Origin of the sequence: Candidatus Thiodubiliella endoseptemdiera, from assembly GCF_964212635.1 — a bacterium.
In the GTDB taxonomy this organism is placed as follows: domain Bacteria; phylum Pseudomonadota; class Gammaproteobacteria; order PS1; family Pseudothioglobaceae; genus Thiodubiliella; species Thiodubiliella endoseptemdiera.
Genome location: NZ_OZ156463.1, coordinates 583,211 through 609,938 on the forward strand (window position 1 = coordinate 583,211; position 26,728 = coordinate 609,938).

The 26,728-nt window shown below is 37.0% G+C and carries 29 protein-coding genes; 15 read left to right on the forward strand and 14 right to left on the reverse strand.

Annotated features, from left to right (window positions below; all coding sequences use genetic code 11):
* The first annotated feature begins 26 nt into the window (after positions 1-26).
* The 7 genes from AB8525_RS03050 to AB8525_RS03080 are packed head-to-tail and all read left to right on the forward strand — an operon-like array spanning position 27 to position 5,109.
* Positions 27-1,154 carry a hypothetical protein gene (locus AB8525_RS03050; protein ID WP_369178534.1) on the forward strand — a complete coding sequence of 376 codons (1,128 nt, stop codon included), beginning with the start codon at positions 27-29 and terminating at the stop codon, positions 1,152-1,154.
* Positions 1,154-1,663: a hypothetical protein gene (locus tag AB8525_RS03055; protein ID WP_369178535.1), complete on the forward strand. Its 510-nt coding sequence runs from the start codon at positions 1,154-1,156 to the stop codon at positions 1,661-1,663. Before AB8525_RS03050 ends, AB8525_RS03055 begins: the two co-directional genes overlap by 1 nt.
* Positions 1,660-2,553, forward strand: coding sequence for a cysteine synthase CysM (gene cysM, locus AB8525_RS03060; protein ID WP_369178537.1), 894 nt, complete (start codon positions 1,660-1,662; stop codon positions 2,551-2,553). The genes AB8525_RS03055 and cysM overlap by 4 nt, the downstream gene beginning before the upstream one ends.
* A 14-nt stretch (positions 2,554-2,567) precedes the next feature.
* Positions 2,568-2,945 carry a hypothetical protein gene (locus AB8525_RS03065; RefSeq protein ID WP_369178539.1) on the forward strand — a complete coding sequence of 126 codons (378 nt, stop codon included), beginning with the start codon at positions 2,568-2,570 and terminating at the stop codon, positions 2,943-2,945.
* Entirely contained in the window at positions 2,935-3,345 is a 411-nt protein-coding gene (locus AB8525_RS03070) for a helix-turn-helix domain-containing protein (protein ID WP_369178541.1), read from the forward strand. The genes AB8525_RS03065 and AB8525_RS03070 overlap by 11 nt, the downstream gene beginning before the upstream one ends.
* Before the next feature lie 3 nt (positions 3,346-3,348).
* Positions 3,349-3,840 carry a hypothetical protein gene (locus AB8525_RS03075; RefSeq protein WP_369152526.1) on the forward strand — a complete coding sequence of 164 codons (492 nt, stop codon included), beginning with the start codon at positions 3,349-3,351 and terminating at the stop codon, positions 3,838-3,840.
* A gap of 3 nt (positions 3,841-3,843) precedes the next feature.
* Positions 3,844-5,109, forward strand: a complete 1,266-nt coding sequence (locus AB8525_RS03080; protein WP_369178543.1) for a chloride channel protein — start codon at positions 3,844-3,846, stop codon at positions 5,107-5,109.
* On the opposite strand, the gene AB8525_RS03085 is transcribed toward AB8525_RS03080, so the two are convergent.
* On the reverse strand, positions 5,096-5,518 hold the full coding sequence (locus tag AB8525_RS03085) for a CopD family protein (protein WP_369178545.1): 423 nt from the start codon (positions 5,516-5,518) through the stop codon (positions 5,096-5,098). The genes AB8525_RS03080 and AB8525_RS03085 overlap by 14 nt on opposite strands.
* 73 nt (positions 5,519-5,591) lie before the next feature.
* Here AB8525_RS03085 and AB8525_RS03090 point away from each other — a divergent pair, with 73 nt between their 5' ends.
* Positions 5,592-9,275 carry a DUF3683 domain-containing protein gene (locus AB8525_RS03090; RefSeq protein ID WP_369178547.1) on the forward strand — a complete coding sequence of 1,228 codons (3,684 nt, stop codon included), beginning with the start codon at positions 5,592-5,594 and terminating at the stop codon, positions 9,273-9,275.
* Here AB8525_RS03090 and AB8525_RS03095 read toward each other — a convergent pair.
* The 3 genes from AB8525_RS03095 to AB8525_RS03105 are packed head-to-tail and all read right to left on the reverse strand — an operon-like array spanning position 9,272 to position 12,381.
* Positions 9,272-9,610 (reverse strand): gamma-glutamylcyclotransferase family protein, encoded by a 339-nt coding sequence (locus tag AB8525_RS03095; protein ID WP_369178549.1) that lies wholly within the window; start codon positions 9,608-9,610, stop codon positions 9,272-9,274. The genes AB8525_RS03090 and AB8525_RS03095 overlap by 4 nt on opposite strands.
* Complete coding sequence (locus AB8525_RS03100) at positions 9,607-11,043, reverse strand: M16 family metallopeptidase (RefSeq protein WP_369178551.1); 1,437 nt, start codon at positions 11,041-11,043, stop codon at positions 9,607-9,609. The genes AB8525_RS03095 and AB8525_RS03100 overlap by 4 nt, the downstream gene beginning before the upstream one ends.
* Before the next feature lie 18 nt (positions 11,044-11,061).
* The gene (locus AB8525_RS03105) at positions 11,062-12,381 is read right to left on the reverse strand and encodes a M16 family metallopeptidase (protein ID WP_369178553.1); all 1,320 of its coding nucleotides are present in this window, start codon (positions 12,379-12,381) and stop codon (positions 11,062-11,064) included.
* Positions 12,382-12,393: 12 nt separating this feature from the next.
* On the opposite strand from AB8525_RS03105, the gene ftsY reads away from it, so the two are divergent.
* From ftsY to AB8525_RS03125, 4 genes are all read left to right on the forward strand, one after another.
* A complete protein-coding gene (ftsY, locus tag AB8525_RS03110) occupies positions 12,394-13,329 on the forward strand; it encodes a signal recognition particle-docking protein FtsY (protein ID WP_369178555.1) in 936 nt (311 codons plus the stop codon).
* A gap of 55 nt (positions 13,330-13,384) precedes the next feature.
* A complete protein-coding gene (locus tag AB8525_RS03115) occupies positions 13,385-13,534 on the forward strand; it encodes a hypothetical protein (RefSeq protein WP_369150050.1) in 150 nt (49 codons plus the stop codon).
* A gap of 68 nt (positions 13,535-13,602) precedes the next feature.
* Positions 13,603-13,719, forward strand: coding sequence for a hypothetical protein (locus AB8525_RS03120; RefSeq protein ID WP_369178557.1), 117 nt, complete (start codon positions 13,603-13,605; stop codon positions 13,717-13,719).
* A 1-nt stretch (position 13,720) separates the two neighbouring features.
* The gene (locus AB8525_RS03125) at positions 13,721-14,854 is read left to right on the forward strand and encodes a DNA alkylation repair protein (RefSeq protein ID WP_369178559.1); all 1,134 of its coding nucleotides are present in this window, start codon (positions 13,721-13,723) and stop codon (positions 14,852-14,854) included.
* Here AB8525_RS03125 and AB8525_RS03130 read toward each other — a convergent pair.
* The 3 genes from AB8525_RS03130 to hemC all read right to left on the reverse strand — a co-directional run bounded on the left by AB8525_RS03130 (position 14,792) and on the right by hemC (position 16,629).
* Positions 14,792-14,983, reverse strand: a complete 192-nt coding sequence (locus AB8525_RS03130) for a hypothetical protein (RefSeq protein WP_369152543.1) — start codon at positions 14,981-14,983, stop codon at positions 14,792-14,794. The two genes, AB8525_RS03125 and AB8525_RS03130, sit on opposite strands and share 63 nt — an antisense overlap.
* A 90-nt stretch (positions 14,984-15,073) precedes the next feature.
* Positions 15,074-15,700 (reverse strand): hypothetical protein, encoded by a 627-nt coding sequence (locus AB8525_RS03135; protein ID WP_369178561.1) that lies wholly within the window; start codon positions 15,698-15,700, stop codon positions 15,074-15,076.
* 14 nt (positions 15,701-15,714) lie between these two features.
* Positions 15,715-16,629: a hydroxymethylbilane synthase gene (gene hemC, locus AB8525_RS03140; protein ID WP_369178562.1), complete on the reverse strand. Its 915-nt coding sequence runs from the start codon at positions 16,627-16,629 to the stop codon at positions 15,715-15,717.
* Positions 16,630-16,673: 44 nt separating this feature from the next.
* On the opposite strand from hemC, the gene AB8525_RS03145 reads away from it, so the two are divergent.
* From AB8525_RS03145 to fmt, 3 genes are read left to right on the forward strand one after another with little or no spacing between them, the layout of a single operon-like run.
* Positions 16,674-17,072 carry a thioredoxin family protein gene (locus tag AB8525_RS03145; RefSeq protein ID WP_369152549.1) on the forward strand — a complete coding sequence of 133 codons (399 nt, stop codon included), beginning with the start codon at positions 16,674-16,676 and terminating at the stop codon, positions 17,070-17,072.
* The gene (gene argH, locus AB8525_RS03150) at positions 17,069-18,451 is read left to right on the forward strand and encodes an argininosuccinate lyase (protein WP_369178564.1); all 1,383 of its coding nucleotides are present in this window, start codon (positions 17,069-17,071) and stop codon (positions 18,449-18,451) included. The genes AB8525_RS03145 and argH overlap by 4 nt, the downstream gene beginning before the upstream one ends.
* Before the next feature lies 1 nt (position 18,452).
* On the forward strand, positions 18,453-19,388 hold the full coding sequence (fmt, locus tag AB8525_RS03155; protein WP_369178566.1) for a methionyl-tRNA formyltransferase: 936 nt from the start codon (positions 18,453-18,455) through the stop codon (positions 19,386-19,388).
* A 47-nt stretch (positions 19,389-19,435) separates the two neighbouring features.
* Here the strand turns inward: fmt and AB8525_RS03160 are convergent, their stop codons facing one another.
* From AB8525_RS03160 to AB8525_RS03190, 7 genes are all read right to left on the reverse strand, one after another.
* Positions 19,436-19,987 carry a cytochrome b gene (locus AB8525_RS03160; RefSeq protein WP_369178568.1) on the reverse strand — a complete coding sequence of 184 codons (552 nt, stop codon included), beginning with the start codon at positions 19,985-19,987 and terminating at the stop codon, positions 19,436-19,438.
* The gene (locus AB8525_RS03165; protein ID WP_369178570.1) at positions 19,984-20,151 is read right to left on the reverse strand and encodes a hypothetical protein; all 168 of its coding nucleotides are present in this window, start codon (positions 20,149-20,151) and stop codon (positions 19,984-19,986) included. The genes AB8525_RS03160 and AB8525_RS03165 overlap by 4 nt, the downstream gene beginning before the upstream one ends.
* Positions 20,152-20,197: 46 nt before the next feature.
* Positions 20,198-21,229, reverse strand: coding sequence for a polysaccharide deacetylase family protein (locus AB8525_RS03170; RefSeq protein ID WP_369178572.1), 1,032 nt, complete (start codon positions 21,227-21,229; stop codon positions 20,198-20,200).
* A gap of 105 nt (positions 21,230-21,334) precedes the next feature.
* Positions 21,335-21,499 (reverse strand): hypothetical protein, encoded by a 165-nt coding sequence (locus AB8525_RS03175; RefSeq protein ID WP_369178574.1) that lies wholly within the window; start codon positions 21,497-21,499, stop codon positions 21,335-21,337.
* Positions 21,500-21,718: 219 nt separating this feature from the next.
* A complete protein-coding gene (locus AB8525_RS03180; RefSeq protein WP_369178576.1) occupies positions 21,719-24,928 on the reverse strand; it encodes a type I restriction endonuclease subunit R in 3,210 nt (1,069 codons plus the stop codon).
* Entirely contained in the window at positions 24,925-25,908 is a 984-nt protein-coding gene (locus tag AB8525_RS03185) for a virulence RhuM family protein (protein ID WP_369178578.1), read from the reverse strand. The genes AB8525_RS03180 and AB8525_RS03185 overlap by 4 nt, the downstream gene beginning before the upstream one ends.
* A 1-nt stretch (position 25,909) precedes the next feature.
* Positions 25,910-26,728, reverse strand: a complete 819-nt coding sequence (locus AB8525_RS03190) for a hypothetical protein (protein WP_369178580.1) — start codon at positions 26,726-26,728, stop codon at positions 25,910-25,912.

Sequence of the window (26,728 nt, forward strand, 5' to 3'; positions counted from 1 at the left end):
TTAAATCCACATATTGGAAAATAGTTATGATTTTTCTTAAATTGAAGATTAACAATGTTTATATGTTCAGGGATACTGAATTTGATTTTACATATCCTAAAAAAATTAAAAACTCAACCATAGAATATGAATTTTTGGAAGAGTTTCCAAAAATTCATTACAAGAAGGTTTGTATTTTAATGGGTGCAAATGCTTCTGGAAAAACCTCGTTAGGAAAATTGATGTGCTCTATCAATAATTATTTATGCGGCAGGAATATTGAAGATGTTTCAAAAACGATATACAATAAAAATGAAAATGCTGACATTGAAGTCATTTATGTTACATCTGAAACTAAGGAGATTCATAAACTCATTGTAGTATTTAATAAAGACGGCTTAATTGAAGAATCCCACAGAGTTCAAAAATTAAAAAAAACTTATAATCTTGAAAAAACACTGAAAAATTTAGCAAATTCAGAACCGCAATTTATCTACAATCAAGAAAATAATCACGATATTAAAAATCCTGGATTTAAGTCTGTTGCTCATTCTTTGGGAGAGAAATTATGTGCACAAAGCACTCAGTGGGGTTATAAATATAGTGATTTTGAAAATTCTAATATATTAGACACGCCAACTCCTAATATTGACACTTTAAAGAATATTTTACAATCCTTTGATAATTCGATATCAAGCGTTAATGCAATTAAAGAAAGTGAAAAAAATATCTACATCGTTAAGTTTGATAATGGTGATGAGGTTCTTATAGAAAATGGAAAAATACTAAATCATGATAGATTTTCAAGAGGAACAATAGAATCTATTGAGGTTGCAGATTTCATTAATTATATAATGACGGCCTCTGACGGAACATTCTTCTTAGATGAAAAAATGGCGTATTCGCACTCGGAAATAGAGGTCTCAATCCTAAATTTAATCATTGAAAAACTAAAGCCAAATTCGCAATTTTTTTACACAACACATAATTATGATGTTTTGGAAATGAATTTACCAAGCCATAGCTACACTTTTATGAGAAAAGATAATTTTGTGAAAGTCATTCATCCTGAAAAACTAGGCTACACCAAAAATGACAGAAGTTTACTTAGTTTTATGAAAAATGATGTATTTAATACCTTGCCAGATACCAGTAAAATTGAAGGTATTTTATAATGAAGCAGGTTGTGTATTTTTATGAAGGGGAGACTGAAAAAAAATTATTAGAATTTTTGAAAAATACACAAACAATAAAATCGGGAAAACTTAAAAAATTCAATCTTTGGACAAAGTCATGTAAAAAATTAACCAGAACTATCAAAAAAGGAGTTATTGTTATTTTTGTTATAGATACCGACACAATGAAAGCAATAGATACTTTTAAAGAAAATATAAGGCTTTTAAAATCTTATAATATTTGTTTAATTGTTCAACATAAAAACCTAGAAGATGAGCTTTGTTTTTCATGTAATAAAAAAGATACAATAACTCTATTTACAGACTTTTACAATACTTCTAGTGCTGAAGAATTTAAAACAAAATTTATAAAAGAAAGCAATCTTGAGCAAAAGCTGACCAATAATGCTTTTGATTTTAAAAAACTTTGGTCTAGAGCGGATGATTTTCAGGAATTTTTAGACCAGCACCACCTCTTAATTAACTTGAATTGTAACACAAAGCCATGAACTACAAAACCATAGAACAAACCATCGGCAACACGCCACTGGTGCGTTTACAACGCCTTAACCCTAACCCGTCTAACACTATCTTGCTGAAACTTGAGGGTAATAATCCCGCAGGCTCAGTCAAAGACCGGGCGGCATTCAATATGATTACACAAGCAGAAAAACGAGGGGATATTAAAGAGGGTGATACACTGATTGAAGCCACCAGTGGTAATACGGGGATTGCCTTGGCAATGGTAGCAGCGATTAAAGACTATAAAATGGTGCTGATTATGCCTGAAAACCTCTCACAAGAACGCCGAGATGCAATGACGGCGTATGGGGCTGAGTTAATTTTGGTGAGTGAAGCATTGGGTATGGAAGGTGCGCGTGACTTGGTAGATACAATGGAAAAAGACGGCGAAGGCAAGCAACTTGACCAGTTTTCCAATGCCGATAATTCAGGTGCACACATCAACAACACCGCTGAAGAAATATGGCGAGATACCAATGGCAAGGTTACACATTTTGTGTCTGCAATGGGTACAACTGGTACGATTATGGGTGTTTCTGAAACCTTAAAAAATAAAAATTCTGATATTCAAATTATCGGTGTACAGCCTGAAGACGGGGCAAAAATTGCAGGTATTCGTCGCTGGACAGCAGAATATTTACCAAAAATATTTGACGCATCTAGGGTAGATTCAATAATGGATGTTTCACAAATTTCCGCCGAACAAACTACCCGTGATTTAGCCACCAAAGAAGGCATCTTCGCAGGCATTTCATCTGGCGGTGCAGTCGCCTCTGCAATTGAACTATCCAAACAAGTGGATAACGCCACTATTGTTACCATCATTTGTGACCGTGGTGACCGTTACCTTTCAACAGGGTTGTTTAAAAAAAATTAACTTATAGGTTAATTATGAAAAGAAATAAGGTAAAATTATCCGGCAATAGTGAAATAGAATTTTATATTGACGAGCAAAATAAAGACAATATAATAAATTTCTTAGGCGATAAAGGTGTGGAAAGATTAAGATATATTTTTTCAAGGATATGTAAAGGAAAACCGCCAAAAGATGTCTATAGTTCAGAAAATTATGACAATAGTATTCAAAATATAACTGCAATTAAATTCAAAGGAAGTCAATTTAATAACGCACGAATTTATTGCAAGGATTACAATGAAGGCAAGTCAAGAATTATCGTATTATCTGAATTATTAGAAAGTAAAAAACAAAATAAACTGACACAAAAAATAAAAAATTTAATAACAAAGGTAAATGACTATGACTACTAAATACACCAACCAAGAAGCGATTGATTTTTTCCATGATATTTTTAATCCAACGGGCGATGCACTAATTAATACCAAGGCTTATGATTTGATGGGTCAATACTTAACACAAATAGAGCAGGCACTAGAAAGTCAATCAATGACACAAAAAGAGTTGGCAAATAAGATTGGCACATCTGCCAGTTATATCTCTCAGTTTTTTAACCTTAATAAATTAATTAATTTCAAAACATTGGCAAAAATAGAACTGGCATTAGGTATTGATTTTGAATTGAAACAATCTATCACTAATAGCATGAAAAATAAAAACAATATTGCTCAAGCAAGGGGAAAATTTTCTATTAGTAATGTAAATCTTTCTGTTAGCAATGCTAAATCGTATGCAAATTATGTAGCGGCATAAAATATGAGAATACAAAATTCCCCTTTGCAATGTCAAGCAAGTATTTTAAACGCATTATCAATTAAAGAATTTTTTCCCAAACAGGGTATTAAAGAATCTTTTTCAATGTTTGATTATGTAACCGATTTAAATTTTGATATTTTAGAAGATGCCAACGAAGCGAATGAATTCATGGTTCGCATTGAAATAGATATCAATAACAAGGGCAAAAAAATGCCTGGCTATGTCATTTCATTAAAAACAGACTATCTATTTCAAATAACAGATGATGGGTTAGATGAAACTGCTATTAATAACTTAAAAACACTGTCAGCAATCTCAATTTCCATTGCCAAACTACGAGGTGATTTAGAGCGTATTACACAACCCTATCAATTTGGCACATACAGCCTGCCTTCTATTGATATGGGGGACTTGTTTGCAAAAAAAACAAGCCTCAATCAACACTCAAAAATAAAAAACTCTTTTACAAATCTCCAAACAAAAGAATTTTGAATAATGAAAAAATACATCGCCTACCATTTTCCTCGTGAATTAAAAACTTATGCATTACTAACACTTGCTAGTGCCTTAACAGTGGTGGTGATAACTTTCTTCTTGTCTGTTAGTGCATTTTCACAGCACGCTTTTAAAACTTTCATTGTTGAACACCCTGCTTTAAATTTTATTATTACACCGATTACTTTTGTGACGATTATTTATTTTGCCAAACATTATTGTCATTTTGTGCAGGGTAGTGGTATTCCACAACTGATTGCTGCGACTGATTCTCGCAATAAGTCTATCCGTAAAAAGTTACTTTCCTTTAGAATTGCACTTGGGAAAATTGGTCTTATCTTTTTAGCAATGTTAGGGGGTGCACCAATTGGTATTGAAGGCCCAAGTATTCATATTGGCGGTTCTATTTTTTATGGTTTTAACCAATTTATTAAACTCAATCGCAAGTTTTTAATCCACGCTTTAATTGCGATTGGTGGTAGTGCAGGATTGATTGTAGCATTCAATGCACCGATTGCAGGGGTGCTATTTGCCTATGAAGAAATTGGTAGAAAATTAAAAAAACAGGCTTTAATTTTGATTTTGATTGTCAGTGGATTTGTCTATTTTTTAGAAATTTTATATCACGGAAACAAACCTTATTTAATGGACTTATCCTCAGTTTCGTTTGATTTAACCTTAGTTTGGCAATTACTGCCCTTGACAGTGGTAGTTGGAATTTTGGGTGGATTATTTTCCAGAATAACACTTTATTTTGTGCAAAAATTGATTATCAATAGCAAAATCAAAGTACTCGTTATGGCGTTGGGTGTCGGTATGATTGTGGCATTTTTTAACTATCTATCCAAAGGACAAATCGCGGGCTCTGGACACACAGAAGTATTACAAGTACTCAATAGTCAGTCGTTAGGTTTGGATTTTGTAGTGATGAAATTTTTTGCTGTTTTAACTTCATTTGTTTCCACCCTTCCAGGTGGTGTTTTTATGCCAAGCATCTCAATTGGTGCAGGCATCGGTGCGGAAGCATCTCATTTTTACACACAAATTGATACACAAGTCATTATGCTAATAGCGATGATTGGCTATCTGAGTGCGGTCATCCGCGCACCACTCACTTCAGCATTTGTGATTCTTGAAATGACAATGAGTTTGCATCTACTCATTCCAGCATTAGTTGTGGCGTTAATTGCCAATTTTATCTCTAAAAAAATCCAACACCAGCCTATTTATGAAGCCTTAGCAGACAGGTTTTCTAAAACGGTTTAACCACTACTAAGATAACGATTGCCACTAGTATCAATACTGGAAATTCATTAAACCAACGGTAAAAAATATGTGAACGAGTATTTTTATTCGCTTTAAAAATAGTCAGTAAATGTCCACAATAAAAATGATAAGCAATTAATGGCACAACTAAGGTTAATTTGGCATACAACCAATATTGGATGGAATAATATGTCCAATTTTCAACTATCATCCAAGCTCCAAATATCGTTGCCAAAACAAAACTCGGCATCATAATACCGCGATAAAGTTTGCGTTCCATTATTTTAAAACGCTCAATGCTGATTTTGTCATCGCTCATTGCGTGATAAACAAACAAACGGGGCAAATAAAACAAGGCTGCAAACCAAGTAATGATACTGATAATATGAAACGCTTTAATCCACAACATAAACCAACCAAATAAAACAATAAATAACGCTATTATAGTAAAATAATACAACTTTTACTAACTTCCGACATCTTTGCAGCAATATAGAGAAATTCCTTACAACTACACTTCGTTTTCAGATAAGGAAATAGTGTGCCGTTTTCTTGGTGAGGAATCATGGGAATTACTTCATCAATTACGGGAAAATCGTAATACGGGGCGTAGTGCAAAAATGTTGTTTGAGGTGTTGGGTGATATGTGGGCTGTTAATCGCAATCCTTATTTGCAGGAAGATTTGATTAAGAATAAACGCCGTTGGCACTCGTTAACTGAGGCTTTGTATTCTCGTCTTAATCAGATTCGTATGCGTGCTGATGGCAATCAAAAAGTGCTTGAGTTGTTGGGTAGTGCTGATCAGGCGGTGGATGATTTTAAATTGTGTTTGAGTGAATTTCAAGGCAATCAAAAACACATCAAAAAAGCCCTATTGAAAGTAACGCACAATAATAATATTCGTTTTGATGCCTTATCACGCGCTTCACATTCAACTGATGCCACGGATTGGCGTGTTGAATATCCAGCGGTAGTTATTACCCCAGATACTGAGTTTGAGATTGCTGCGATTATCAAAACTTGCATCCAATTAGGGTTAACCATTATTCCTAGAGGGGGTGGCACGGGCTATACTGGCGGTGCAATTCCTTTGAATACACAAACTGCGGTGATTAATACCGAAAAACTCAGTTTTATCAATGCAGTTAAAACACATGATGGGTTACGCAGTGTGAATGTGGGGGCAGGGGTGATTACCAAACGCGTGAGTGAGGTGGCTACGGCGAATAATTTGGTGTTTGCCGTTGATCCGACTTCGCAAGATGCTTGCACGATTGGGGGGAATGTGGCAATGAATGCGGGGGGTAAAAAGGCGTTGAGGTGGGGGACGACGATTGATAATTTACTTTCATGGAAGATGGTGATGCCTGATGGGGAATGGCTCAAAGTGGAACGCATTAATCATAATCAGGATAAGATTCAGTTGTTGGATGAGGTGAGTTTTGATATTCATACATTGGCAGCGGATGCGCAGACTATTAGTAGCACCAAAAGGTTGGATATTAAATCTGGCAACTTACGCAAACACGGTTTGGGCAAGGATGTGACCAATAAATTTTTAGATGGTTTGCCTGGTATTCAGAAAGAAGGTTGTGATGGTTTTATTACCTCGGCTGAATTTATTTTGCATCAGCCGTTAAAGTGCATTCATACATTGTGTTTGGAGTTTTTTGGGCATAATTTAAAGTTAGCCGTGTCCAGTATTGTTGATATTAAGGACAGTATTGATGCCAATGTTGCTGTTGATTTAGTAGGAATGGAACACCTTGATGCTCGGTATGTTAAGGCCGTTAGTTACACGACCAAAGCCAACCGTTCAGAGCTGCCAAAGATGGTATTATTGATTGATATGAGTGCTGAAACTGAGGCATTACTTGATACCCAAACTGATAAAATTATCACGCTGACAGAGGATAGAGGGGGCGAGTGTTTTGTGGCAAAATCGTTAGCAAAACGCCAAGTTTTTTGGAAAGACCGTGCCAATACTGCAGCGATTGCTGCCCATACCAATGCTTTTAAAATTAATGAGGATGTGGTGATTCCATTGGACAAACTCAGTGATTATAGTCACGGTATTGAACATATTAATATTCGCCTATCGATTAAAAATAAATTGGCAATGATAGCGGCAATTAAAACTTATTTTCAAAATATTAATCCGGCATCCACACTTGTTAAAGATAAGATTATTTTGGTTTTGGTTTTGCTTGATAAGGTGAATAGCGAATGGCAAGATGCGCTAATCAATTTACAACAAGAGGCGGGTTTTGAGGCGTTGCAAACGGGCAAACGGGTGATTTCTTATGTGCATGATTTTGCCCAGCCTTCAGAGGATTTATTGATGGGTGATGTGTTTGTTGATATTCGCAAGGATATTCAAGCCATTCACGATGAACACCGTGAAATTCGCCTCTTCGTTGCCACTCATATGCACGCTGGCGATGGCAATGTGCATACCAATATTCCCGTGCATTCACACAATACCGAAATGCTCCAACAAGCTGAGTCTGTGGTGGATGAAATTATGATTTTAGCCCAACAACTGGGTGGGGTGATTTCAGGCGAACATGGGATTGGAATCACCAAATACCAGTATTTATCCGACGAATTTAAACAAGAATTTGCCGAGTATAAAACCAAAATTGACCCCAATAACCACTTTAACAAAGGCAAATTAATGCCCGATAGTGGTTTGGAAAATGCCTTTACCCCCTCGTTACGCCTTGTTGAGCAAGAAGCATTGATTTTAGAAAGCAGTGAAATTGGTGAAATTAACGATATGGTAAAATCGTGCCTGCGTTGTGGAAAATGTAAAAATGTATGCACCACACACATTCCAGAGGCGAATTTACTCTATTCGCCACGCGACAAAATCATCGGCACCAACCTCATCTCCGAAGCCTTCTTATATGAAGAACAAACCCGTCGAGGTGTTTCTATTGGACACTTTGATGAGTTAAATGATGTGGCTGACCATTGCACTATTTGCCATCGTTGCGAAAAGCCTTGCCCTGTGGATATTGACTTTGGTGATGTCTCCATCAAGATGAAAAATATCTTGGTAAAACAAAAACAAAGACACACCAATATCATTTCCAAAGTATCAATGGCTTATTTAAATATGAAGCAGCCTTGGAAAATCAATATTACCAAAAAATTACTGATTGATTTTAGTTACACAGCACAAAACATCGCCTCCAAACTGAGCTACCCATTCTTAAAAAAACAACCCGATAAAACAGTCGGCAGACCCAATGCGTTTACAGAATTAGTCACAATTTTAGACAAACCTTTACCAACGGACACCGCACTTGCCCCACTAAGAAGCCTACTCAATATCAACGACACAGGCAGTGTACCGATTTTGGCACACCCTGAAAAATCCACCGTTGACTCACCGAGTGTATTCTATTTCCCTGGTTGCGGCTCAGAGCGCTTGTACTCCAATATCGGCTTGGCAACGATTGCCCTACTCTACCATCAAGGAGTAAAAGTGGTGTTACCCCCCAGTTATCTTTGCTGTGGCTATCCGCAAAAAGCAGGAGGTTATGACCAAAAAGCAAATGAGCTTTCCACCGACAATCGCGTGCTGTTCCACCGTATGGCAAACACACTCAACTACCTTGATATCAAATATGTGCTAACTTCTTGTGGCACTTGTATCGACCAATTAATGACCTATGAATTAGGCGATATTTTCAAAAATTCCAGCTTGCTTGACATCCACGAATATCTACTAGAAAATAATGTAACCCTTGACAATACAGGTGAGAAATACCTCTACCATGCCCCTTGCCACGACCCAATTAAATCAGATAGTTCAAGCACTGTCATCTCTAAAATTGTCAATTCAGAAGTGGTGAGCAACGATCGCTGTTGCGGTGAATCAGGCACTTTCGCAGTTGCACGCCCTGACATTGCCAAACAAGTAAAGTTCCGCAAAGAAGCCGAAATTAAAAAAGATTTAGCAACAATAAAAACTAATAACAAACCCACAAAAATGCTCACCACCTGCCCTGCCTGTCGCCAAGGTCTATCTCGTTATAGCGATTCAACCGGCGTCAAGCCAATCTATCCAATAGAATTAATTGCTGAACAGCAGTTGGGTGAAAATTGGCAAAAAGACTTTATTAGGTCTGTACATATTGAAAAGGTATTGCTTTAATCCTTTGCTACATAAACCCAAACTAAGGTGCCTGATACCATTTTTCCCAATACACGCTGATAATCACTAACTTCGTATTTGTCAGATTGAGCTAATTCTTTAGGGGTTAACTTAAAGACTTTTCCTTGTATAGTTTCATCTTGTTTAGCAATGGCGATTGGGTGGTGAGTTTCACCGCTAAGTGCGATGACAGCTTTATCTTGGATTTCAAGCGTGACTAATTTGTAGTTTAATAACTGGTCTTCATAGCCTGCTAATTCACGCCCAAAAGTTTCGATTTGTACAGCGGGGATTTGTAGTGTGCCATAGGAAAATAGCAATTCTGTTGCTTTCATTCTACTTTTCCAACACTTAGAATGGTTAAATTATCAGTATCAATCAAACGCGAAAAAGCGTATTCAATATCTTTTGCAGTAATATTTTTGATTTTGTCGGTAAAGCTACTCAGGTAATCTAGCGGCAAGTCGTAAAAACCGATAACAGAAAGATAAGTCAAAATATTGCTATTACTTGCTGTTTCTAAAGCAAAACCGCCGATAATATTGTCTTTGCCATCTTGTAATTTTTGTTCGTCTATGCCGTAGTTAATAAAGTCATCAAGGGCTTGAATGGCAATGTTTTTTGCTTCTTCAGCTTGGGCATTTTTAGTTTGTAAGCGTATTAAAAATGCGCCATTTGATTGCATTAAACTGAAATAACTATATGCTGAATATGCCAAGCCTTTTTCTTCTCTGATTTCATCACTTAAAATTGAAGTCAGCCCACTACCGCCAAAAATATGATTGCCAAGATATAGCGGGTAATAATCAGGGTGAGAGCGGCTTATACCAACTTGTCCAATAAGTAAATGCGTTTGTTTTGATGGGAATTCAATATGGATTTCATCGCCATAATCAGGTAAAGAAAGCTCGGCATTGACGGAGGCTTTTTTACCACTGTTTAAGCCGTGAGAGATTTGACGAGCAATTTGTTTTGCTTTAACCTTGTTAATATCGCCCACCAGTGCTATGGTAAGATTTTTTGCCACATAAAACTGCTGATAATGGTGTCTTAAATCTTGTGCGGTAATATTTCTAAGGGTTGATTTTTTGCCGATTGTGTTGTGTGCATAAGGGTGTCCGTCAAATATTATTTGATTAAAGGCGAGTGATGCGACGCTTGATGGTGACTGTTTACTGGCTTTGATGGCTTGTAAAGTTTGACGCTTTTCACGCGTTAAATAATGCTGTTTAAACTGTGGCTGAGTAACGACTTCGGTAAAAATAGCAAGTGATTTTCTCAGTATCGCTTCTCTTGATAAAGTGCGTAATGATACCATCGCCATATCTTTAAGCGAGCGTGTGGAAAATTGTGCACCGACAGATTCAAAGGCATTGATAATCTGCTCTTCATTGTGATATTGCGTAGCGGTACCAAGCAAATTATTCGTCAGAGATGCCAATCCATATTGCGCCCCATCTCGACTACTCGCTCCATCAAAAGACAATGCTATATCTAAAATCGGCAAGCCCTTGGTTTGCACAAATAACACCTTTGCCCCTTCGGGTGTCGTCCAATGTTGAATGTCAATTTTAGCGTAGGCGTTTGCCGTAAATAACAAAAATATCAGTAAAAATTTCATTAGGAGACCTTTGCATAAATAGGGATGATTAGCAAAATGACAGATTTTATTAAATTGGAAATTTTTTAAATCCACTCCTAGCAGGGCTAAGGGTGTTTTTAAAAAGTTTGTAATTTGATGAAAGATGGCGTTTTGATGATTATTCATATTTATGCAAAGGTCTCATTAGATACCCTGAGGAATAAGTTCGACTGAATTAGCCTGTGAAAAATCTAAATATTGCCGGGCAACTCGTGCCACATCGTCTGCACTGATGGCGTTCATTTTTTCTACATAAGAAAATAATTTTTCCACCCCCAGCCCCACCGATGACAACATTCCCAAGTAATAAGATTGCGTGGATATTTGGTCTTGTTCAAACACAAACTCGGCTTCAAGTTGTGTTTTGGTGCGGGATAATTCATCTGCAATCACGCTTGGATTTTTAATCAACTCCACCACTTGAGCTTTGATTGCCGACAAAACCATTTCATTGCTTACCCCTTTAGCAGGGACAAAACTGAGCGTAAATAGCGTATTATACTTATCATATAATCGATACCCGATACCAACCCCAGACGCAATTTGCTGTTGTCTAATCAATGTTTTTGACAACCCATTATCTAACACATGCGACAACATATCCAATGCATACGCGTCATTTTCATTGGTTTTTAAATTCGGTACAGGGAACGACAAAATATAATAAGGCAACTCAGCTTTGAGTTTCAATACCCGAGTATTACCTGTCTGAGCAATAGACGATTTATCCGTATTTTTAATATTTAGATTATACTGATAGCCCCCAAAATACCGCTTTGCCAACGCAATCACTTCATCCGCTTGCACATCACCCACCACCACAAGAGTGGCATTATTCGGCGCATAATATTGTGCATACCACTCACGCAAATCGGACAATTTATAAGATTCTATATCCGTTTGAAAACCAATAATTGGTGCGTGATAAGCACCTTTTTCATCAAAAGAAATAAAATTCAGGTTTTCATACACTTTGGCATTCGGATTATCTTCCACACGCATTCGACGCTCTTCAATTACCACCTGCCTTTCCTTGCTTAATTCAACATCAGAAAAAGTCAAATGACGCATACGATCAGCCTCCATTTTAAGTGCCAATGCGAGTTTGGATTTGTGCATTTTTTGATAATAGGCGGTGTAGTCTTTAGAGGTAAAAGCATTTTCATCACCGCCATTTCTGGCAATAATTGCCGAAAACTCACCCACTTTATAATCATTTGTACCTTTAAACATCATATGTTCAAGCATATGAGAGATGCCTGTATTCGGACGCAATTCATCACTCGCACCGACACGATACCACAGTTGCGAGATGAATACGGGTGCACGATTGTCGGTTTTTACAATGATTTTTAACCCATTTTCTAAGGTCGTTTGCGTGACATTATATTTTTCCAAATCACTTGCATTCGCAAAAACGCTTTGAAATAAGAAAAAAGATAGTAAAATCAGATTTTTTTGCATTGCAATATTATAGTGTTTAATTTTTTCAAAAAAGATAAAGTTGAAAAATCTACCTCTTTAAAAGAGCGTTTAGTTAAATCTCGCCAAAAATTAGGCTCTGGATTATCAAGCCTATTATTAGGCAAAAAAACCATTGACGAAAACCTACTAGAAGAACTTGAAATGCTGTTAATTTCTGCTGATATTGGCATTAAAACCACAGAAAAAGTGCTGGAATTAGTTCGAAAAAATGCAACACGAAAAATACTGAAAAATACTGAAGAGTTATATAATTTCTTAAAAAATGAGTTGGTAAAACTGTTAATTGACGACAACCAACTAAACACCGAACAACAAGAAACCTTTGTTATTTTAGTCGTCGGTGTGAATGGTGCTGGCAAAACCACCACCATTGGCAAACTTGCCAAGTCGTTCCAAAATCAAGGCAAGTCGGTAATGTTGGCGGCAGGTGATACCTTTCGTGCCGCAGCAGTTGAACAACTTAAGGTTTGGGGTGAACGCAACAGTATCGCAGTGGTGGCACAGGATACGGGTGCTGATGCGGCTTCGGTTATCTTCGACGCTTATCAATCAGCACAAGCCAAAGATATTGATATTCTGATTGCTGACACGGCTGGACGCTTGCACACACAGGGGAATCTTATGCAAGAGTTAGCCAAAATCAAGCGGGTTATCACCAAACAAAATGAAAATGCACCTCATGAAGTGATGCTGGTGCTTGATGGTGGATCAGGTCAAAATGCACTCAGCCAAGCCAAGGAATTTAACAAGGCGGTTGAACTCAGTGGTATTAGCATCACCAAACTCGACGGCACTGCCAAAGGTGGCATCGTCTTTGCCATCTCCGACGAACTCAACCTCCCTATTCGCTATATTAGCGTGGGTGAAGGGATTAATGACCTGAAACCTTTTTCAGCAAAAGAGTTTATTGAAGCATTGTTTGATTAGGTCATAATTTAAGAGTATTTCACTCTGAAAGACTATTGGAGACCTTTGCATAAATATGAATAATCATCAAAACGCCATCTTTCATCAAATTACAAACTTTTTAAAAACACCCTTAGCCCTGCTAGGAGTGGATTTAAAAAATTTCCAATTTAATAAAATCTGTCATTTTGCTAATCATCCCTATTTATGCAAAGGTCTCTATTGAATGTTAAAAAGTACCGTTTAGAAAATACAGAGAACAATGTATTTTTTTCATCTGTGTCATAATCAATTGTGTCTTATCATCGTGTGGTTGCCACAGACGACTCGCTTAGGGGTTATGATGGTGGATTGGGTAGAAAGCAGTTTTTACTGGATTTAGAAAGCAGAAACGCAAACATAGGTGGATAATATGACAGAAAAATTTTCTTTAAAAGACCAATTATTCAACAAACAAAAAGTGAGTTATTTGGCATCACGCATTAAAAATGTTTATCCTCAGTTTGAAGAGCAACAATTTAACGCTCAAATCTTACAACAGTTTCCAGCATTAGAACTCAAACAACGCATTAGTTGTATTCGAATACAATTGGAAAAACAACTGCCAAATAAATTTGAGAGTGCATTAACTATTATTTTAAATGCTTTGCCGGCAGAACTTGACCCTGGCAAAACAGACAATGATTTTGGCGATTTTATTTTTGCACCCCTATCTGATTTTGTGGCAAAAAATGGCCTAGAAAGCCAATATTTAAATCTATCCTTTAACGCACTAGCAGAAATTACCAAACGCTTTAGCTGCGAAGACTCAATTCGTTATTTTATTAACGCCCACCCTCAAGAAAGCTGGATTTTTATGCAACAAATGGCACAATCTGACAACTACCACCAACGACGACTGGCATCCGAAGGCTTGCGTCCGAAGTTGCCTTGGTGCATTGGCATCAATATCAATTATCAAAAACCCCTTATTTTATTAGACCGACTGTATGACGATGACACTCGGTATGTGGTTCGTTCTGTTGCCAATCACCTAAATGATATTGCTAAAATTGATGCAGCATTGGTAATTCAAACGCTGAAAAAATGGAAAATAGCCAACAAACAAAACAAAAAAGAATGGAATTTTTTAAGCAAACATGCGCTCAGAACGCTGGTAAAAAAAGGCAATAAACCCGCCTTAGAACTGCTTGGCTTTGACTCCAATCCAAAAATCACTGTACACAATTTCAACCTGAAAAAAACAACCCTTTGTTTGGATAACTATTTGGACTTTTCATTTACTATTGATGCTCAAAAAGATGAAAAATTGGTGATTGATTACAAAATTATCTACCCAACCAACAATCAAAAAGTTTCTGAAAAAGTATTTAAAATTAAACAATTAAATATCAAACAAAATACCAGCATTGCTGTGCACAAAAAACATTTATTTAGATTGATGACCACCAAAAAATTGTACGCTGGCAAACATCAAATACATCTAAAAATCAATGGCAATATATTTGAAAAAGCGTATTTTATTTTGAATGAGACCTTTGCATAAATAGGGATGATTAGCAAAATGACAGATTTTATTAAATTGGAAATTTTTTAAATCCACTCCTAGCAGGGCTAAGGGTGTTTTTAAAAAGTTTGTAATTTGATGAAAGATGGCGTTTTGATGATTATTCATATTTATGCAAAGGTCTCGAATATGTAATACCATTTTCAAAAGTAGCAGTTGTTAGTCCTGCTTTACCTCTTCTATTTATATGTTGGGCTGCTACTTTCGAGTGTTGCGTTCAATACGCAAAACGGCAAGCATAATCACCAACATTGCAAAAATAAGTAGTGCATTCCAAAGGGCAGAGTAGATATTTTGTTTGATTTTTACGGTGCCGATTTTGATGAAGTTAGCTTCGCTATTTTCTTGGATTTGACGGAAAAAAGACTGGTCGTGCCAATTGGTTAATTCATCAATATTGACTTTTGCACCGACAATAGCAACTTGATTGATGAGTTTTGCCAAGGATTGAACATAGGATAATTGCACGGATTGTGGATAGCGGTTGAGTTTGATTTTACTGGATACCTTGACTTTTTGTTTTAGGTTATTTTTATCAACTACTTGGTCAGATAAATTGCTTAATGCGATAACGATGTCATCAATATGTGCATTAAATTCTTGTTCAAATTGTTGATTTTTTCCTAAATTTTTAGCGATTTTATCCTCTTGATTGCGTGCTATTTTTTGATAATCGGCAAACTGAATGGCCGGTATATCGGATTTCTCATCAGTAATAGAGATGTTGTCATAACCCAATATTCCTGCCATAATCAGTATGATAATTGCAAATAATAAACCTATCATTTGCGTTATTTTTAAAAAAACTTTTTCAATGAATCCCATAATTTTTCCCTTTTCTAATTTACTTTTAAAATATCTCTTGCACCCATTGCAATCAATTTGTCTGCTAATTGTTTGCCCAACTCTTCTGTATTATCCACATTTCCGACAACTTTGTGCTTCAGAATTACACCTGACTCTACATTGCCAACCAAACCTGTGAGTGTAATTATATCTCCATCTAGCGTTGAGAAACCTGCGATTGGCACGGAACAGCCTCCTTCTAATCGGGCATTCATTGCGCGTTCGGCACTGATTCTGTGCGTCGTTTGTTTATCAATCAAAGGGGTGATTAACTCTAATATCGCTTGGTCATTTTCTCTAATTTCAATGCCTACTGCACCTTGTCCAACGGCAGGCAGAGATTGCTTGGCAGAGATTTGTTGTTTAATTCTGTCGGCAAAATTTAAGCGAATAAGTCCTGCACATGCCAAAATAATAGCGTCGTATTCGCCATCATCTAATTTTTTGAGTCGGGTATTAACATTGCCACGCAAATCTAAGATTTCTAAATCAGGGCGAATAGATTTGAGTTGCACGATACGACGCATTGAACAAGTTCCCACCTTAGAATTTAGAGGCAAGTCTTCTAAATTATTAAAATGATTAGAGACAAAAGCGTCAAATGGATTTTCCCGTTTAAGAACAGCACCGAGTGCAAATCCTTCAGGGATTTTGTAAGGCATATCTTTCATCGAATGCACGGCAATATCTGCTTTTCCTTCCAACATTCCAATTTCTAATTCTTTGATAAATAATCCCTTTCCGCCAATTTTTGACAAGGGGGAGTTAAGGATTTGATCGCCTGTGGTCATCATTTTCACCAATTCTACTTCTAAATTAGGGTGCAGTTGTTTTAGCCTAGATTTCACATGTTCAGCCTGCCAAAGTGCGAGGGGGCTTTTACGGGTGGCGATTTTGAGTGTTTTCATATAAAATACTAATTTTTAAAGAGTAACCTATTTTACTGATGTTGATGAATGCAAAAGATTTTTTTATCGATGGGCAAATAGCAAAACAAAAACAAATCCCTATTTTAGTGATGTTTTCAGAGCCTAGTTGCCCTTACTGCGAATTGGTTAAACAAGAAGTATTGAACTCAATGAGTGGTTTAGTAGAGTATAAAAATAAAGTGATTATCCGTCATGTTTTTTATTCTTCATTAATGGAAATAGTTAATTTTTCGGGTCATTCCAGTAATCACTCTCAATTTAGTTTTACATACGGGGTTAATTTTTATCCAACTTTGTTGTTGCTTGATCATAATGGCAAAGTACTTGGTAAGAAAATCGGCGTTGTCTTAATTGAGACTTATTGGACCGAATTAGACACCCTGATTGAACAAGCAACCAAACAACTTAAGGCAACATTATGACAACTACTAACCAATCTTGGGGCGGACGCTTCAATCAGCCAACGGATGAATTTGTTAAGATTTTTGGCGCTTCAGTGTTTTTTGATAAAATTCTCGCTCCTTATGATATTGCTGGCTCCATTGCACACGCCACAATGTTATGCGAAGTTGGGCTATTAACTAAGGAGGAAAAATCACAAATTATTAGTGGCTTGAATGCAATTCTTAAGGAAATTCAAGCCGATAAATTTAACTGGTCGGTTGATTTAGAAGATGTGCATATGAATATCGAAGCACGCCTAGTAGCAATGATTGGCGATGCGGGTAAAAAACTCCACACAGGTCGTTCTCGCAATGATCAGGTGGCCACCGATATTCGCCTGTATTTGCGTGAGCAACTTGATGACATTAATGATGAAATCAAGCGTTTGCAAGTGGCTTTACTTGTGTTAGCCGAGCAAGAAGCCAGCACCCTATTGCCGGGCTTTACCCATCTACAAGCCGCCCAACCTGTAAGTTTTGGACATCATATGATGGCGTATTTTGAAATGCTATCTCGTGATGCTGAACGACTAATTGATTGTCGTAAACGACTCAATTCCATGCCCCTTGGTAGTGCCGCATTGGCAGGCACAACTTACCCAATTAAACGCACTCGCACTGCTGAATTGTTAGGCTTTGATCGCATTTGCCACAACTCGCTGGATGGTGTTAGTGACCGTGATTTTGCCATAGAGTTTTTATCAGTAGCCAGCATTATTATGATGCATTTGTCGCGTTTTTCCGAAGAGTTGATTTTGTGGTCAAGTGCGCAATTTGACTTTATTGAATTGCCAGATAGCTTTTGCACAGGCTCATCGATTATGCCACAAAAGAAAAACCCCGATGTTCCGGAGTTGGTGCGAGGCAAAACTGGTCGTGTATATGGTAACTTAACCTCAATGCTGACCATTATGAAATCACAACCGCTCGCCTATAACAAGGACAACCAAGAAGACAAAGAACCCCTGTTTGATACGGTTGATACACTGAAAGCCTGCTTGCGTGTATTCGCCGATATGGTGCCCACCATTCAAGCAAAGCGAGACAATATGTACAATTCCACCAAAAAAGGCTACACCACTGCCACTGATTTGGCAGATTATTTGGTGAAAAAAGGTTTGCCCTTTCGTGACGCACACGAAGTCGTAGGTTTATCGGTTGCTTATGGGCTAAAAATGCAAAAAGACTTAAGCGAGTTGAGTTTGGAAGAATTGCAAAAATTTGATACTCGCATTGAAAACGATGTGTTTGATGTACTATCGTTAGAAGGTTCACTTTGTGCGCGTGACCATCTGGGCGGTACTGCACCAAACCAAGTCAAACAAGCTATCAAAACCGCTCGTAACACCCTAAAATAATATGAAAATTGTTTTTGCAGGCACGCCTGAATTTTCAGTCGGCGTTTTAACCACCCTCATTAATGCTGGGCATGATATTATTGGTGTCTATTGCCAACCTGATCGCCCCAAAGGTCGTGGTCGTGTATTAACCGCTTGCCCCGTCAAAGAAAAAGCCTTGGAACACAGTCTGCCCATTTTTCAACCAATAAGCCTGAAAGATGAGGACACTCAAAAAACCTTATCTGCACTCAATGCTGATGTTATGGTGGTCGTGGCTTACGGTCAATTGTTACCAAAACTCGTGTTAGACATCCCGAAGCACGGATGCCTGAATATTCACGCCTCGCTCCTGCCTCGCTGGCGAGGTGCCGCCCCTATTCAACGCGCTATTTTGGCAGGTGATAAAACTACAGGGGTGACTGTTATGCAGATGGATGAAGGATTGGATACGGGCAATATTTTGCTAGAAGAAACCTGTGATATTGCCGATACTGACACCGCACAAACCTTACATGACAAACTCGCCACACTAGGTGCTAACGCTATTATTGCAACTTTAGCAGACTTCAATAACTTGTCGCCCACAAAGCAAAATGCAATAGGCATGACTTACGCCAAAAAACTTAAAAAAGACGAGGCGTGGATAGACTGGCATCAATCCGCCGAGCAAATTAACCGACAAATTAGAGCGTTCAAACCCTACCCCATCGCCCAAACTAATGCTACAAGCGACAAATTTGAATCCAAAGTGTTGCGCATTCTATCTGCCAGTATTATGGAAAAAACTTATTATGAAAAACCAGGTGAAGTCATTCAATCTTCTACCAAAGGCAGTTGCCATATCGCAACAGGTAACGGTATATTAAGTTTAGAACAAGTGCAACTAGCCGGCAAAAAAATCGCCAATATTAAAGACTTTAACAACGCATATCAATTAAAAAAACTAGGATTGTAGTACCACTTAAACACACACTGAACTTGCTTTGAGCAAGTCTTGCTTGCTTAATTTTTACCCAGCATTCTCCTCAAAGTATTATCTTTATCGATAAAATGATGTTTAATAGCGCCAGCAATATGCAAAACAATGGCAACAATAATTGTCCAGCCTGCTATTTCATGGGTTTCGTGCATAAATCCAGCAAGTGCAGCATTATGCGGAATGGCTTCTTTAGCAACAGGGTCAAATTGTGCTGCAATGATTTCCAAGCCAAATACTGAGACACCATAACCGCCTGCACCAGACATAATAAAACCTGAAATTGGCATTACAATCATTGCAATTATTAACACCCAGTGGATTATTTTTGCCAAATTGTGTTCAATTGCTCTGTATTCAGTAACGGGTTGTAGCCAGCCATTGACAAAACGCCAATACACTCTAACAATGATGACTGCGAAAATTAAAACACCGATTGATTTGTGAATAGGGTAAAGCTCAAACACCTCATTTTCACTCATATAAACACCAATAACTGCCAATGTGATAATAGTTAAACCTACTACCCAATGCAGGGCTATGGTTAAACTGGACAATTTTTCTTTTGTGTCTCTCATATTTTTCTCCTAATTTCAATGAGACCTTTGCATAAATAGGGATGATTAGCAAAATGACAGATTTTATTAAATTGGAAATTTTTTAAATCCACTCCTAGCAGGGCTAAGGGTGTTTTTAAAAAGTTTGTAATTTGATGAAAGATGGCGTTTTGATGATTATTCATATTTATGCAAAGGTCTCTCAATGACTTAAATTTTGATTATATACCACTATTCTTTAACTTTAGGGTTAATCCACTGAACGCTATGCCAATAGTAACGACCTTTTTGCTTGCTAGGCATGGTGCAGTTGTATTTGCTACGACGCTCGGTCAAGGGTTTTTTGGCAATGATTTTAACGCTTTTGTTGCCTTGCCAAATCATCTCTACGCCGCCATTAGCAAAACAATTTAAGTTGACTTTTTGGTATTTGTTTAAGGGCTTGAGAAATTCTAATGCTAATGTTGGTGGATTTTGTGTGAACACTGGATTAATATTTTTAGCCTTGATAGGCATTGGCAAGGCATTGACTTTGGTTTTAAAACTTATCATCTTGGCATAATGCGCCGCCATAGGGAAGCGCGGCAGGTTTTGTCGATTGCTATTTTTTGACACCACGCCAGATTGCTGCCCAAAAGCGGTGTAACCTAGGTCTCGGACTTGTTGCCTAATGGCGACATTGGCTTCGCCATAAGGATAAGCGAAGATGGGGGCTGCCGCATCTTCGCCATAGGGAAAGCAAGAAAACCAGTTGTTGCACCTTGCTAATTCTTTGTTAAGGCGTTTTTGTGCTTGTTGAATTTGCGCCGCAATTTCAGCCTTGTTTAAATTTAAAAAATGCGCATGATTGGTGCCATGATTATAAAATTGGAGGGTATTGCCTCGTATCTGGCGCATTTGCGCCCATGACATCATCGCCCCGTATTTTTTATCCGCTGGCTCAGTTGCCACAAATACACTCATTGGCATTAAATATTTTTCAAGCAAAGGATAGGCGTTATCGGCAATGGATTGATAAACATCATCGGCGGTAAGCACCACGCATTTGTCTGGCAATTTATCACGCTCCAACAAGGTGAGCATAGTGTCAAGCTTCAACACTTTGAAATCTTGCTCTTTTAGATACCGCAAATGCTGCTCAAATAATTGAGGACTGATGCTAGTGGATTTAGGCGTGGTGTCGGAAAAATGGTGATACAACAAAACCACACAACTGTTGGCACTTACTAGGGATGAAAATAACATTAATATAATAAATTTCATAGTTTTTTCCTTGTGTAAAACCCAACACCCCCATTTGAGTCTATTTTGAATAAATGTGATATAATTTCTAGCCTAAATATCTAACTTGATGAAACCATTGCATTATTATTCAAAAGTCTCATTATAGAGACCTTTGCATAAATAGGGATGATTAGCAAAATGACAGATTTTATTAAATTGGAAATTTTTTAAATCCACTCCTAGCAGGGCTAAGGGTATTTTTAAAAAGTTTGTAATTTGATGAAAGATGGCGTTTTGATGATTATTCATATTTATGCAAAGGTCTCATTATACTAATCATTCGCAATTATGCAAAAATCTTAATCGTTGTTTGTTTTAGAATACTGATATTTTTAAAGAGATATTTTAAAGGTGTTTTATATCTCAATCCAAAAATAAAAATCACAAACCTAGTACCACCCTTTGCAATCTCTACTTTTGGATTAGGGTATTGTAATTTGTTGGTTTTTTTTCATTTTTACTACTCCTCTATTCTGCTCTATTTTTCTTAAAGTTCTCAGCTTGCTCAAAAATATCTTGGTAAACTTCATCTCTTTCTACTGGCGGATAGCCATGTTCATCCAACAATAAAATTAGCCCGACTTTTAGGGTGGATTTAATGTCATCTCGTTTACTCCAATCAGGAAATTGAGCTTGTGTATCGACTAAATCTTTAACGGCTTTTGCTAAGTCAATGAGTTTTTCCTCTGGGTAACTAAAAGCATATTTAACGCACAATACTTTCAAAATGTCGTAAAAGGCTTTTTCCTCAAAATCAATTCCCAATTCAACACCTGCGGTAAACTCTTTTCGCACTGCCCAAATTAAATGGGTTAACTGTTCTGCCATTTCCTCATAAACTTCACCACGCAAAACATCTTCTTCTTTTCTTTCATTGTATTTTTCAACCAAAGATTGCATTTTTTTGGAAAAATCAACGCCTTTTACCTTGTTGACTTGCTTTATTTCTCCAATGACTTTTGCCAAGAGTGTCTGAAGCAACTTTATTTTGGTGTTTGGCAATTTTATCTTGTCTATTTTAGCCAAGTAATCTTCATCAAAAAGGTCTTGCTCGCTTTCCGCCTCATCACCGAGTTTAAATATTTCCTGCACCCCATCACTTTCTAAAGCATCTTTTATCATTTCCCTAACTTTGGCATTCATTTGTGCTGTGTCGGGCGTATTGCCTTTTGTGAGCTTAAAAACAATTGAGCGAATGGCCAAATAGAAATGGGTCAAATCTCTTTCTTTTTGCGTTAATTGCTCACTTCCTGCACAAATATCATAGGCTGCTTTTAAGCGTTTAACCAAACCTATAAAACGAATTTCAAGCTCTTTTGTGCGTTGCACATATTCACTGGCCATATTCAAGGTGTTTAACTGCGCCAATGCAACGCCATCAAAATATTTTGAACTGTCAAACTTGTGAAATACTTTGGCTAATAAATCCAGATGATTTCTAACCACTATCAGGGATTCTTGAATATCCTCAAAGTTTTCCTCATCGCCTTTATTGTATTTGGCTAAAGCAAGATTCATTTGCTTTTTAATCCCCATATAATCAACCACCAACCCTTTGTTTTTGCCTTTATATTTTCGGTTTACTCGTGAAATAGTTTGAATTAAATTGTGCTGACTGATTGGCTTGTCAATGTAAATAGAATCCAAGAAAGGAATGTCAAAACCTGTTAACCACATATCCACCACAATGGCTATTTTGAAATTAGATTTTTCATTTTTAAATTGCCTATCTAACTCCTTGCGATACTCTTTTGTCCCGAGTAAATCATACCTTTCTTTTGCATCATCCTGACTTCTGGTCATAATCATTTTGATTCTCTCCATCGGCTTGATTTCCCTTTTCTCTTTTTCTGTAAGCTCAACCCCTTCTTCTGCAACCCTTATTTCTGCCCATTCAGGTTTTAATGCAATAACATTTTTGTAAAAATCATAACCAATGGCACGACTACTGCAAACAAACATAGCTTTCGCTTTGACTGTAGCACCTTCAGACACTCTTTTCTCATAATGTTTGATAAAATCTTCTGCTAAGGCTTGCAAGCGGTCAGGGTCGCCAAGAATAGCATTCATCGTGGCAGTGGCTTGTTTGCTTTTTTCTATTTGATATTCATTGGCCGCCTGTTCCGCCACTTCTGCATAATATTGTTCAATTTTCTCTAACTCGCTATTATGCAAAGCAACCTTGGCTGCTCGCCCTTCATACACAATTTTTACGGTGATTTCATCCCTTACCGATTCAGTCATAGTATAACTATCCACCACTTTTCCAAACACATCCAAAGTGGCATCAATGGGCGTTCCTGTAAAACCGACAAAAGTGGCATTAGGCAATGAATCGTGTAGATATTTAGCAAAACCATATGTCTTTTTTACACCTTTGTCTGTTACTGTTACTTTTTGGTCTAAATTGGTTTGACTTCTATGGGCTTCATCTGAAATACAAATTACATTGGTTCTGTCAGTCAGCAGTTCGGTATCTTCTGTGAATTTATGAATCGTGGTTAAGAAAACGCCACCGCTTTTTCTACCTTGCATCAAAGTTCTTAATTCTGCCCTGCTTTCCACACTTTTTACATTGTCATCGCCAATAAAATTTTTAGCATTGGTGAATTGACCTGAAAGTTGGTCGTCTAAATCCGTTCTATCAGTAATAAGAACAATAGTAGGACTTTTAAAATGCTCACTTTTCATTAGTAAACGAGTGAGATACAGCATTGTAAAACTTTTACCACTTCCTGTTGCACCAAAATAAGTGCCACCTTTGCCATCTCCATCAGGTTTTTCGGCTTTTTCAATACTTTCATACAACACACGAGCCGCATAATATTGAGGATAGCGACAAACTATTTTTTCATCTTTTTTTGAAGTATCAGGAATGTAGATAAAGTTTTGAATAACATCTCTCAGTCTATTTTGGTTTAACATCCCTTGAACCAAAGTAAATAGACTGTCAATACCATCCACATCCTTTGCCAATCCTGCCACCCTACGCCAAGCATAATAAAACTCATAAGGAGCAAAAAACGAACCGGCTTTATTGTTGACGCCATCGCTAATAACACAAAAAGCATTGTATTTAAAAAGTTCGGGAATGTCTCTTTTGTAGCGAACAGTTAATTGCTCAAACGCACTGTGTAGGGTCGCTTTTTCTCGAATGGCTGATTTAAATTCAAACACCACAACGGGTAAACCATTAATGTAAATAATACCGTCTGGAATTCGTTTTTCCGCACCAACAATCTCCAATTGATTAACAAATTTATAGATATTATAATCTTGTTCGTATTGGGCTGCTGGTTCGGCAACAATATTATCCAAATTACGACTTTGTGTTTGTTGCGGTAGCCCTAAATAATCAATCAGTTCAATATGAATATCTTTTTGCTTTCCGTCTTCTCTTTTCAGAGTGAAACCATCTGCCAACCAACGCATTATTTTTTTGTTACTCTCGTAAAGGTCAGCAGAAGAAAGGGTTTTTAGCCGAAGAATAATAGATTGGGTTTCTGTTTCAGTTAGTTGTTCTTTTTTATAGCGATTGAGTAAATAGTTTTTTAAATCCTCTTCAATCAATACTTCATCATCTGCTCGGGCAATAGCATTACCCAAGTAATGAGGATAATCTTCATTGCCTAAAAGTTCAATAAAAGCCTGCTCTAATTTTGTTTCTGTAAATTTCATTTCTTCAAACCTTGAGTTTTCTCATCCAATTGCCTAATAAAATCCTTTTCAACTTGCGTGATTCTGTTTTTTGTTGTTTGTTTGTAAATAGCATATTCAGTCTGTGCTTTCTCAATGGCTTGCTGATGACTAACACTGCCCAAATCTTGTAAAATATCTTTATTGGTCATTTTCAAGAAAGCATCTAACTGTTTAATCCAATCCGCCATATACATCGGTGTACGGTCTAATGCTTGAATTTCAGCAATTTCCAAAAACGCCGCTACCATTCTATTTAAAATATTAAGCTCATCTTCAGCAAGATAATTCTTAGCAATCTCCACTTCTTTTTTGGTAGGAATTTCACCTTTAAAATGGGTTAATCCAATATGCTCTTTTGACGCATCTACTCGCTTATAAACAGTTTCGGCTGCCGTTTCTCCATGACTTGCCCAGTGCATTTTATTCTGTATGGTTTTAAATACCATTACTGATTGTTCTGTTTTTGGGTCGTAATCGATACTGGTGGCATAAACATCCAACACCTTACGCCAAAATACTTTTTCGGATGAACGAATATCACGGATACGAGCCAAAAGCTCATCAAAATAGTTTCCACCGCCCGCCTCTTTGAGCAGCTCATCATTCATAGCAAAGCCTTTGATTAAGTACTCTTTAATCAGTGCAGTTGCCCATTTTCTAAAATGCACCCCTCTGTGCGATTTTACTCGGTAACCCACTGAAATAACTATATCAAGATTATAAAAATTAGTTGGTTTGGTAGAAAAATCGGAATTTCCGATTTTTCTCATAGAGGACTCTTGTTCAAGCTCTTGTTCTTTGTAAATATTAAGAATATGCTCGTTAATAGTAGAACGAGATTTTTGAAAAAGTTCAGCTATTTGGTCAATATTTAACCATACATTCTCATTCTCAAAATAGGTCTCTATTTTGACTTTACCGTCTTCGGTTTGGTAGATGATGAGTGGGGTATTTTTCAATTTATTGCCCACTAACTACTTTTACCGAATTTGCAACTCGATTTTCTTCGTAAATATCAGCGTAATAATACCTTTGATCCATTGCATACAGTACCTTTTTAAGGTCAGTTTCTGACTTAACCACAAAAGAATTACCCTCTATTTCAACTTCTGCTTTTTCCTTAGCATAAGTTATTAGTTGAGTCTTTTTTGCGGCACTTAAACCGTTGTATTTTATTCCAATATCTGCTATACGTTTTCTGTTTTGAGAACCAATGGAAGTATTTGTAATTGTATCAAGTGTTATGAAGTCATTCTCAATAAAAGCATCTACTTCATCTTGTGTTGCTTCTCTGTGCAACACCTCAATTCCTGGGAAAATTACTTTGAGTTTCCCTATGGTCTTGAAATAAAGCGTATCGCTATCAACCAGATATACTGCATCCGATTCTTTGCGTATTTCTATTTGATTTCTGTGTTCAACAATTCTTGGTTCACCCGAATAGTCTAATATTGTTTTTCTATTTACAAATAAAGAAGGTGTTATCCGTTGAAAATGTTTTTCTCCATTTTGTAAAATAGCAATTGCAGATATTTTTTTATAATCATTATCGCCTATTTGGTTTAGGCTTGCTGAACTAAAATCTGCGTTGCATTGCTCAATAAAATAATCTTGTTCTGAAAAATCATTAATTCTAAACCACTCATTATCTTCCAATTTATGGCTGGGTGAAAAATCAATTGCCTCAATTAAAGACAAGTCAAAATCAGTCAACACATTATCTTCTCGACTCAATATCATTTTGTATTCAGATTTTATTTTTGCAAAAATTTCAGTCAT

Coding starts and splice junctions, on each gene's coding strand:
- argH (WP_369178564.1), top strand. CDS start 17,069: ATGACAACTACTAACCAATCTTGGGGCGGACGCTTCAATCAGCCAACG.
- AB8525_RS03165 (WP_369178570.1), bottom strand. CDS start 20,151: ATGAATAATCATCAAAACGCCATCTTTCATCAAATTACAAACTTTTTA.
- AB8525_RS03135 (WP_369178561.1), bottom strand. CDS start 15,700: ATGGGATTCATTGAAAAAGTTTTTTTAAAAATAACGCAAATGATAGGT.
- AB8525_RS03065 (WP_369178539.1), top strand. CDS start 2,568: ATGAAAAGAAATAAGGTAAAATTATCCGGCAATAGTGAAATAGAATTT.
- AB8525_RS03055 (WP_369178535.1), top strand. CDS start 1,154: ATGAAGCAGGTTGTGTATTTTTATGAAGGGGAGACTGAAAAAAAATTA.
- AB8525_RS03070 (WP_369178541.1), top strand. CDS start 2,935: ATGACTACTAAATACACCAACCAAGAAGCGATTGATTTTTTCCATGAT.
- AB8525_RS03145 (WP_369152549.1), top strand. CDS start 16,674: ATGAATGCAAAAGATTTTTTTATCGATGGGCAAATAGCAAAACAAAAA.
- AB8525_RS03050 (WP_369178534.1), top strand. CDS start 27: ATGATTTTTCTTAAATTGAAGATTAACAATGTTTATATGTTCAGGGAT.
- AB8525_RS03170 (WP_369178572.1), bottom strand. CDS start 21,229: ATGAAATTTATTATATTAATGTTATTTTCATCCCTAGTAAGTGCCAAC.
- AB8525_RS03125 (WP_369178559.1), top strand. CDS start 13,721: ATGACAGAAAAATTTTCTTTAAAAGACCAATTATTCAACAAACAAAAA.
- AB8525_RS03175 (WP_369178574.1), bottom strand. CDS start 21,499: ATGAATAATCATCAAAACGCCATCTTTCATCAAATTACAAACTTTTTA.
- cysM (WP_369178537.1), top strand. CDS start 1,660: ATGAACTACAAAACCATAGAACAAACCATCGGCAACACGCCACTGGTG.
- AB8525_RS03095 (WP_369178549.1), bottom strand. CDS start 9,610: ATGAAAGCAACAGAATTGCTATTTTCCTATGGCACACTACAAATCCCC.
- AB8525_RS03190 (WP_369178580.1), bottom strand. CDS start 26,728: ATGACTGAAATTTTTGCAAAAATAAAATCTGAATACAAAATGATATTG.
- AB8525_RS03100 (WP_369178551.1), bottom strand. CDS start 11,043: ATGAATAATCATCAAAACGCCATCTTTCATCAAATTACAAACTTTTTA.
- AB8525_RS03105 (WP_369178553.1), bottom strand. CDS start 12,381: ATGCAAAAAAATCTGATTTTACTATCTTTTTTCTTATTTCAAAGCGTT.
- AB8525_RS03075 (WP_369152526.1), top strand. CDS start 3,349: ATGAGAATACAAAATTCCCCTTTGCAATGTCAAGCAAGTATTTTAAAC.
- hemC (WP_369178562.1), bottom strand. CDS start 16,629: ATGAAAACACTCAAAATCGCCACCCGTAAAAGCCCCCTCGCACTTTGG.
- AB8525_RS03085 (WP_369178545.1), bottom strand. CDS start 5,518: ATGTTGTGGATTAAAGCGTTTCATATTATCAGTATCATTACTTGGTTT.
- AB8525_RS03160 (WP_369178568.1), bottom strand. CDS start 19,987: ATGAGAGACACAAAAGAAAAATTGTCCAGTTTAACCATAGCCCTGCAT.
- fmt (WP_369178566.1), top strand. CDS start 18,453: ATGAAAATTGTTTTTGCAGGCACGCCTGAATTTTCAGTCGGCGTTTTA.
- AB8525_RS03080 (WP_369178543.1), top strand. CDS start 3,844: ATGAAAAAATACATCGCCTACCATTTTCCTCGTGAATTAAAAACTTAT.
- AB8525_RS03115 (WP_369150050.1), top strand. CDS start 13,385: ATGAATAATCATCAAAACGCCATCTTTCATCAAATTACAAACTTTTTA.
- AB8525_RS03180 (WP_369178576.1), bottom strand. CDS start 24,928: ATGAAATTTACAGAAACAAAATTAGAGCAGGCTTTTATTGAACTTTTA.
- AB8525_RS03130 (WP_369152543.1), bottom strand. CDS start 14,983: ATGAATAATCATCAAAACGCCATCTTTCATCAAATTACAAACTTTTTA.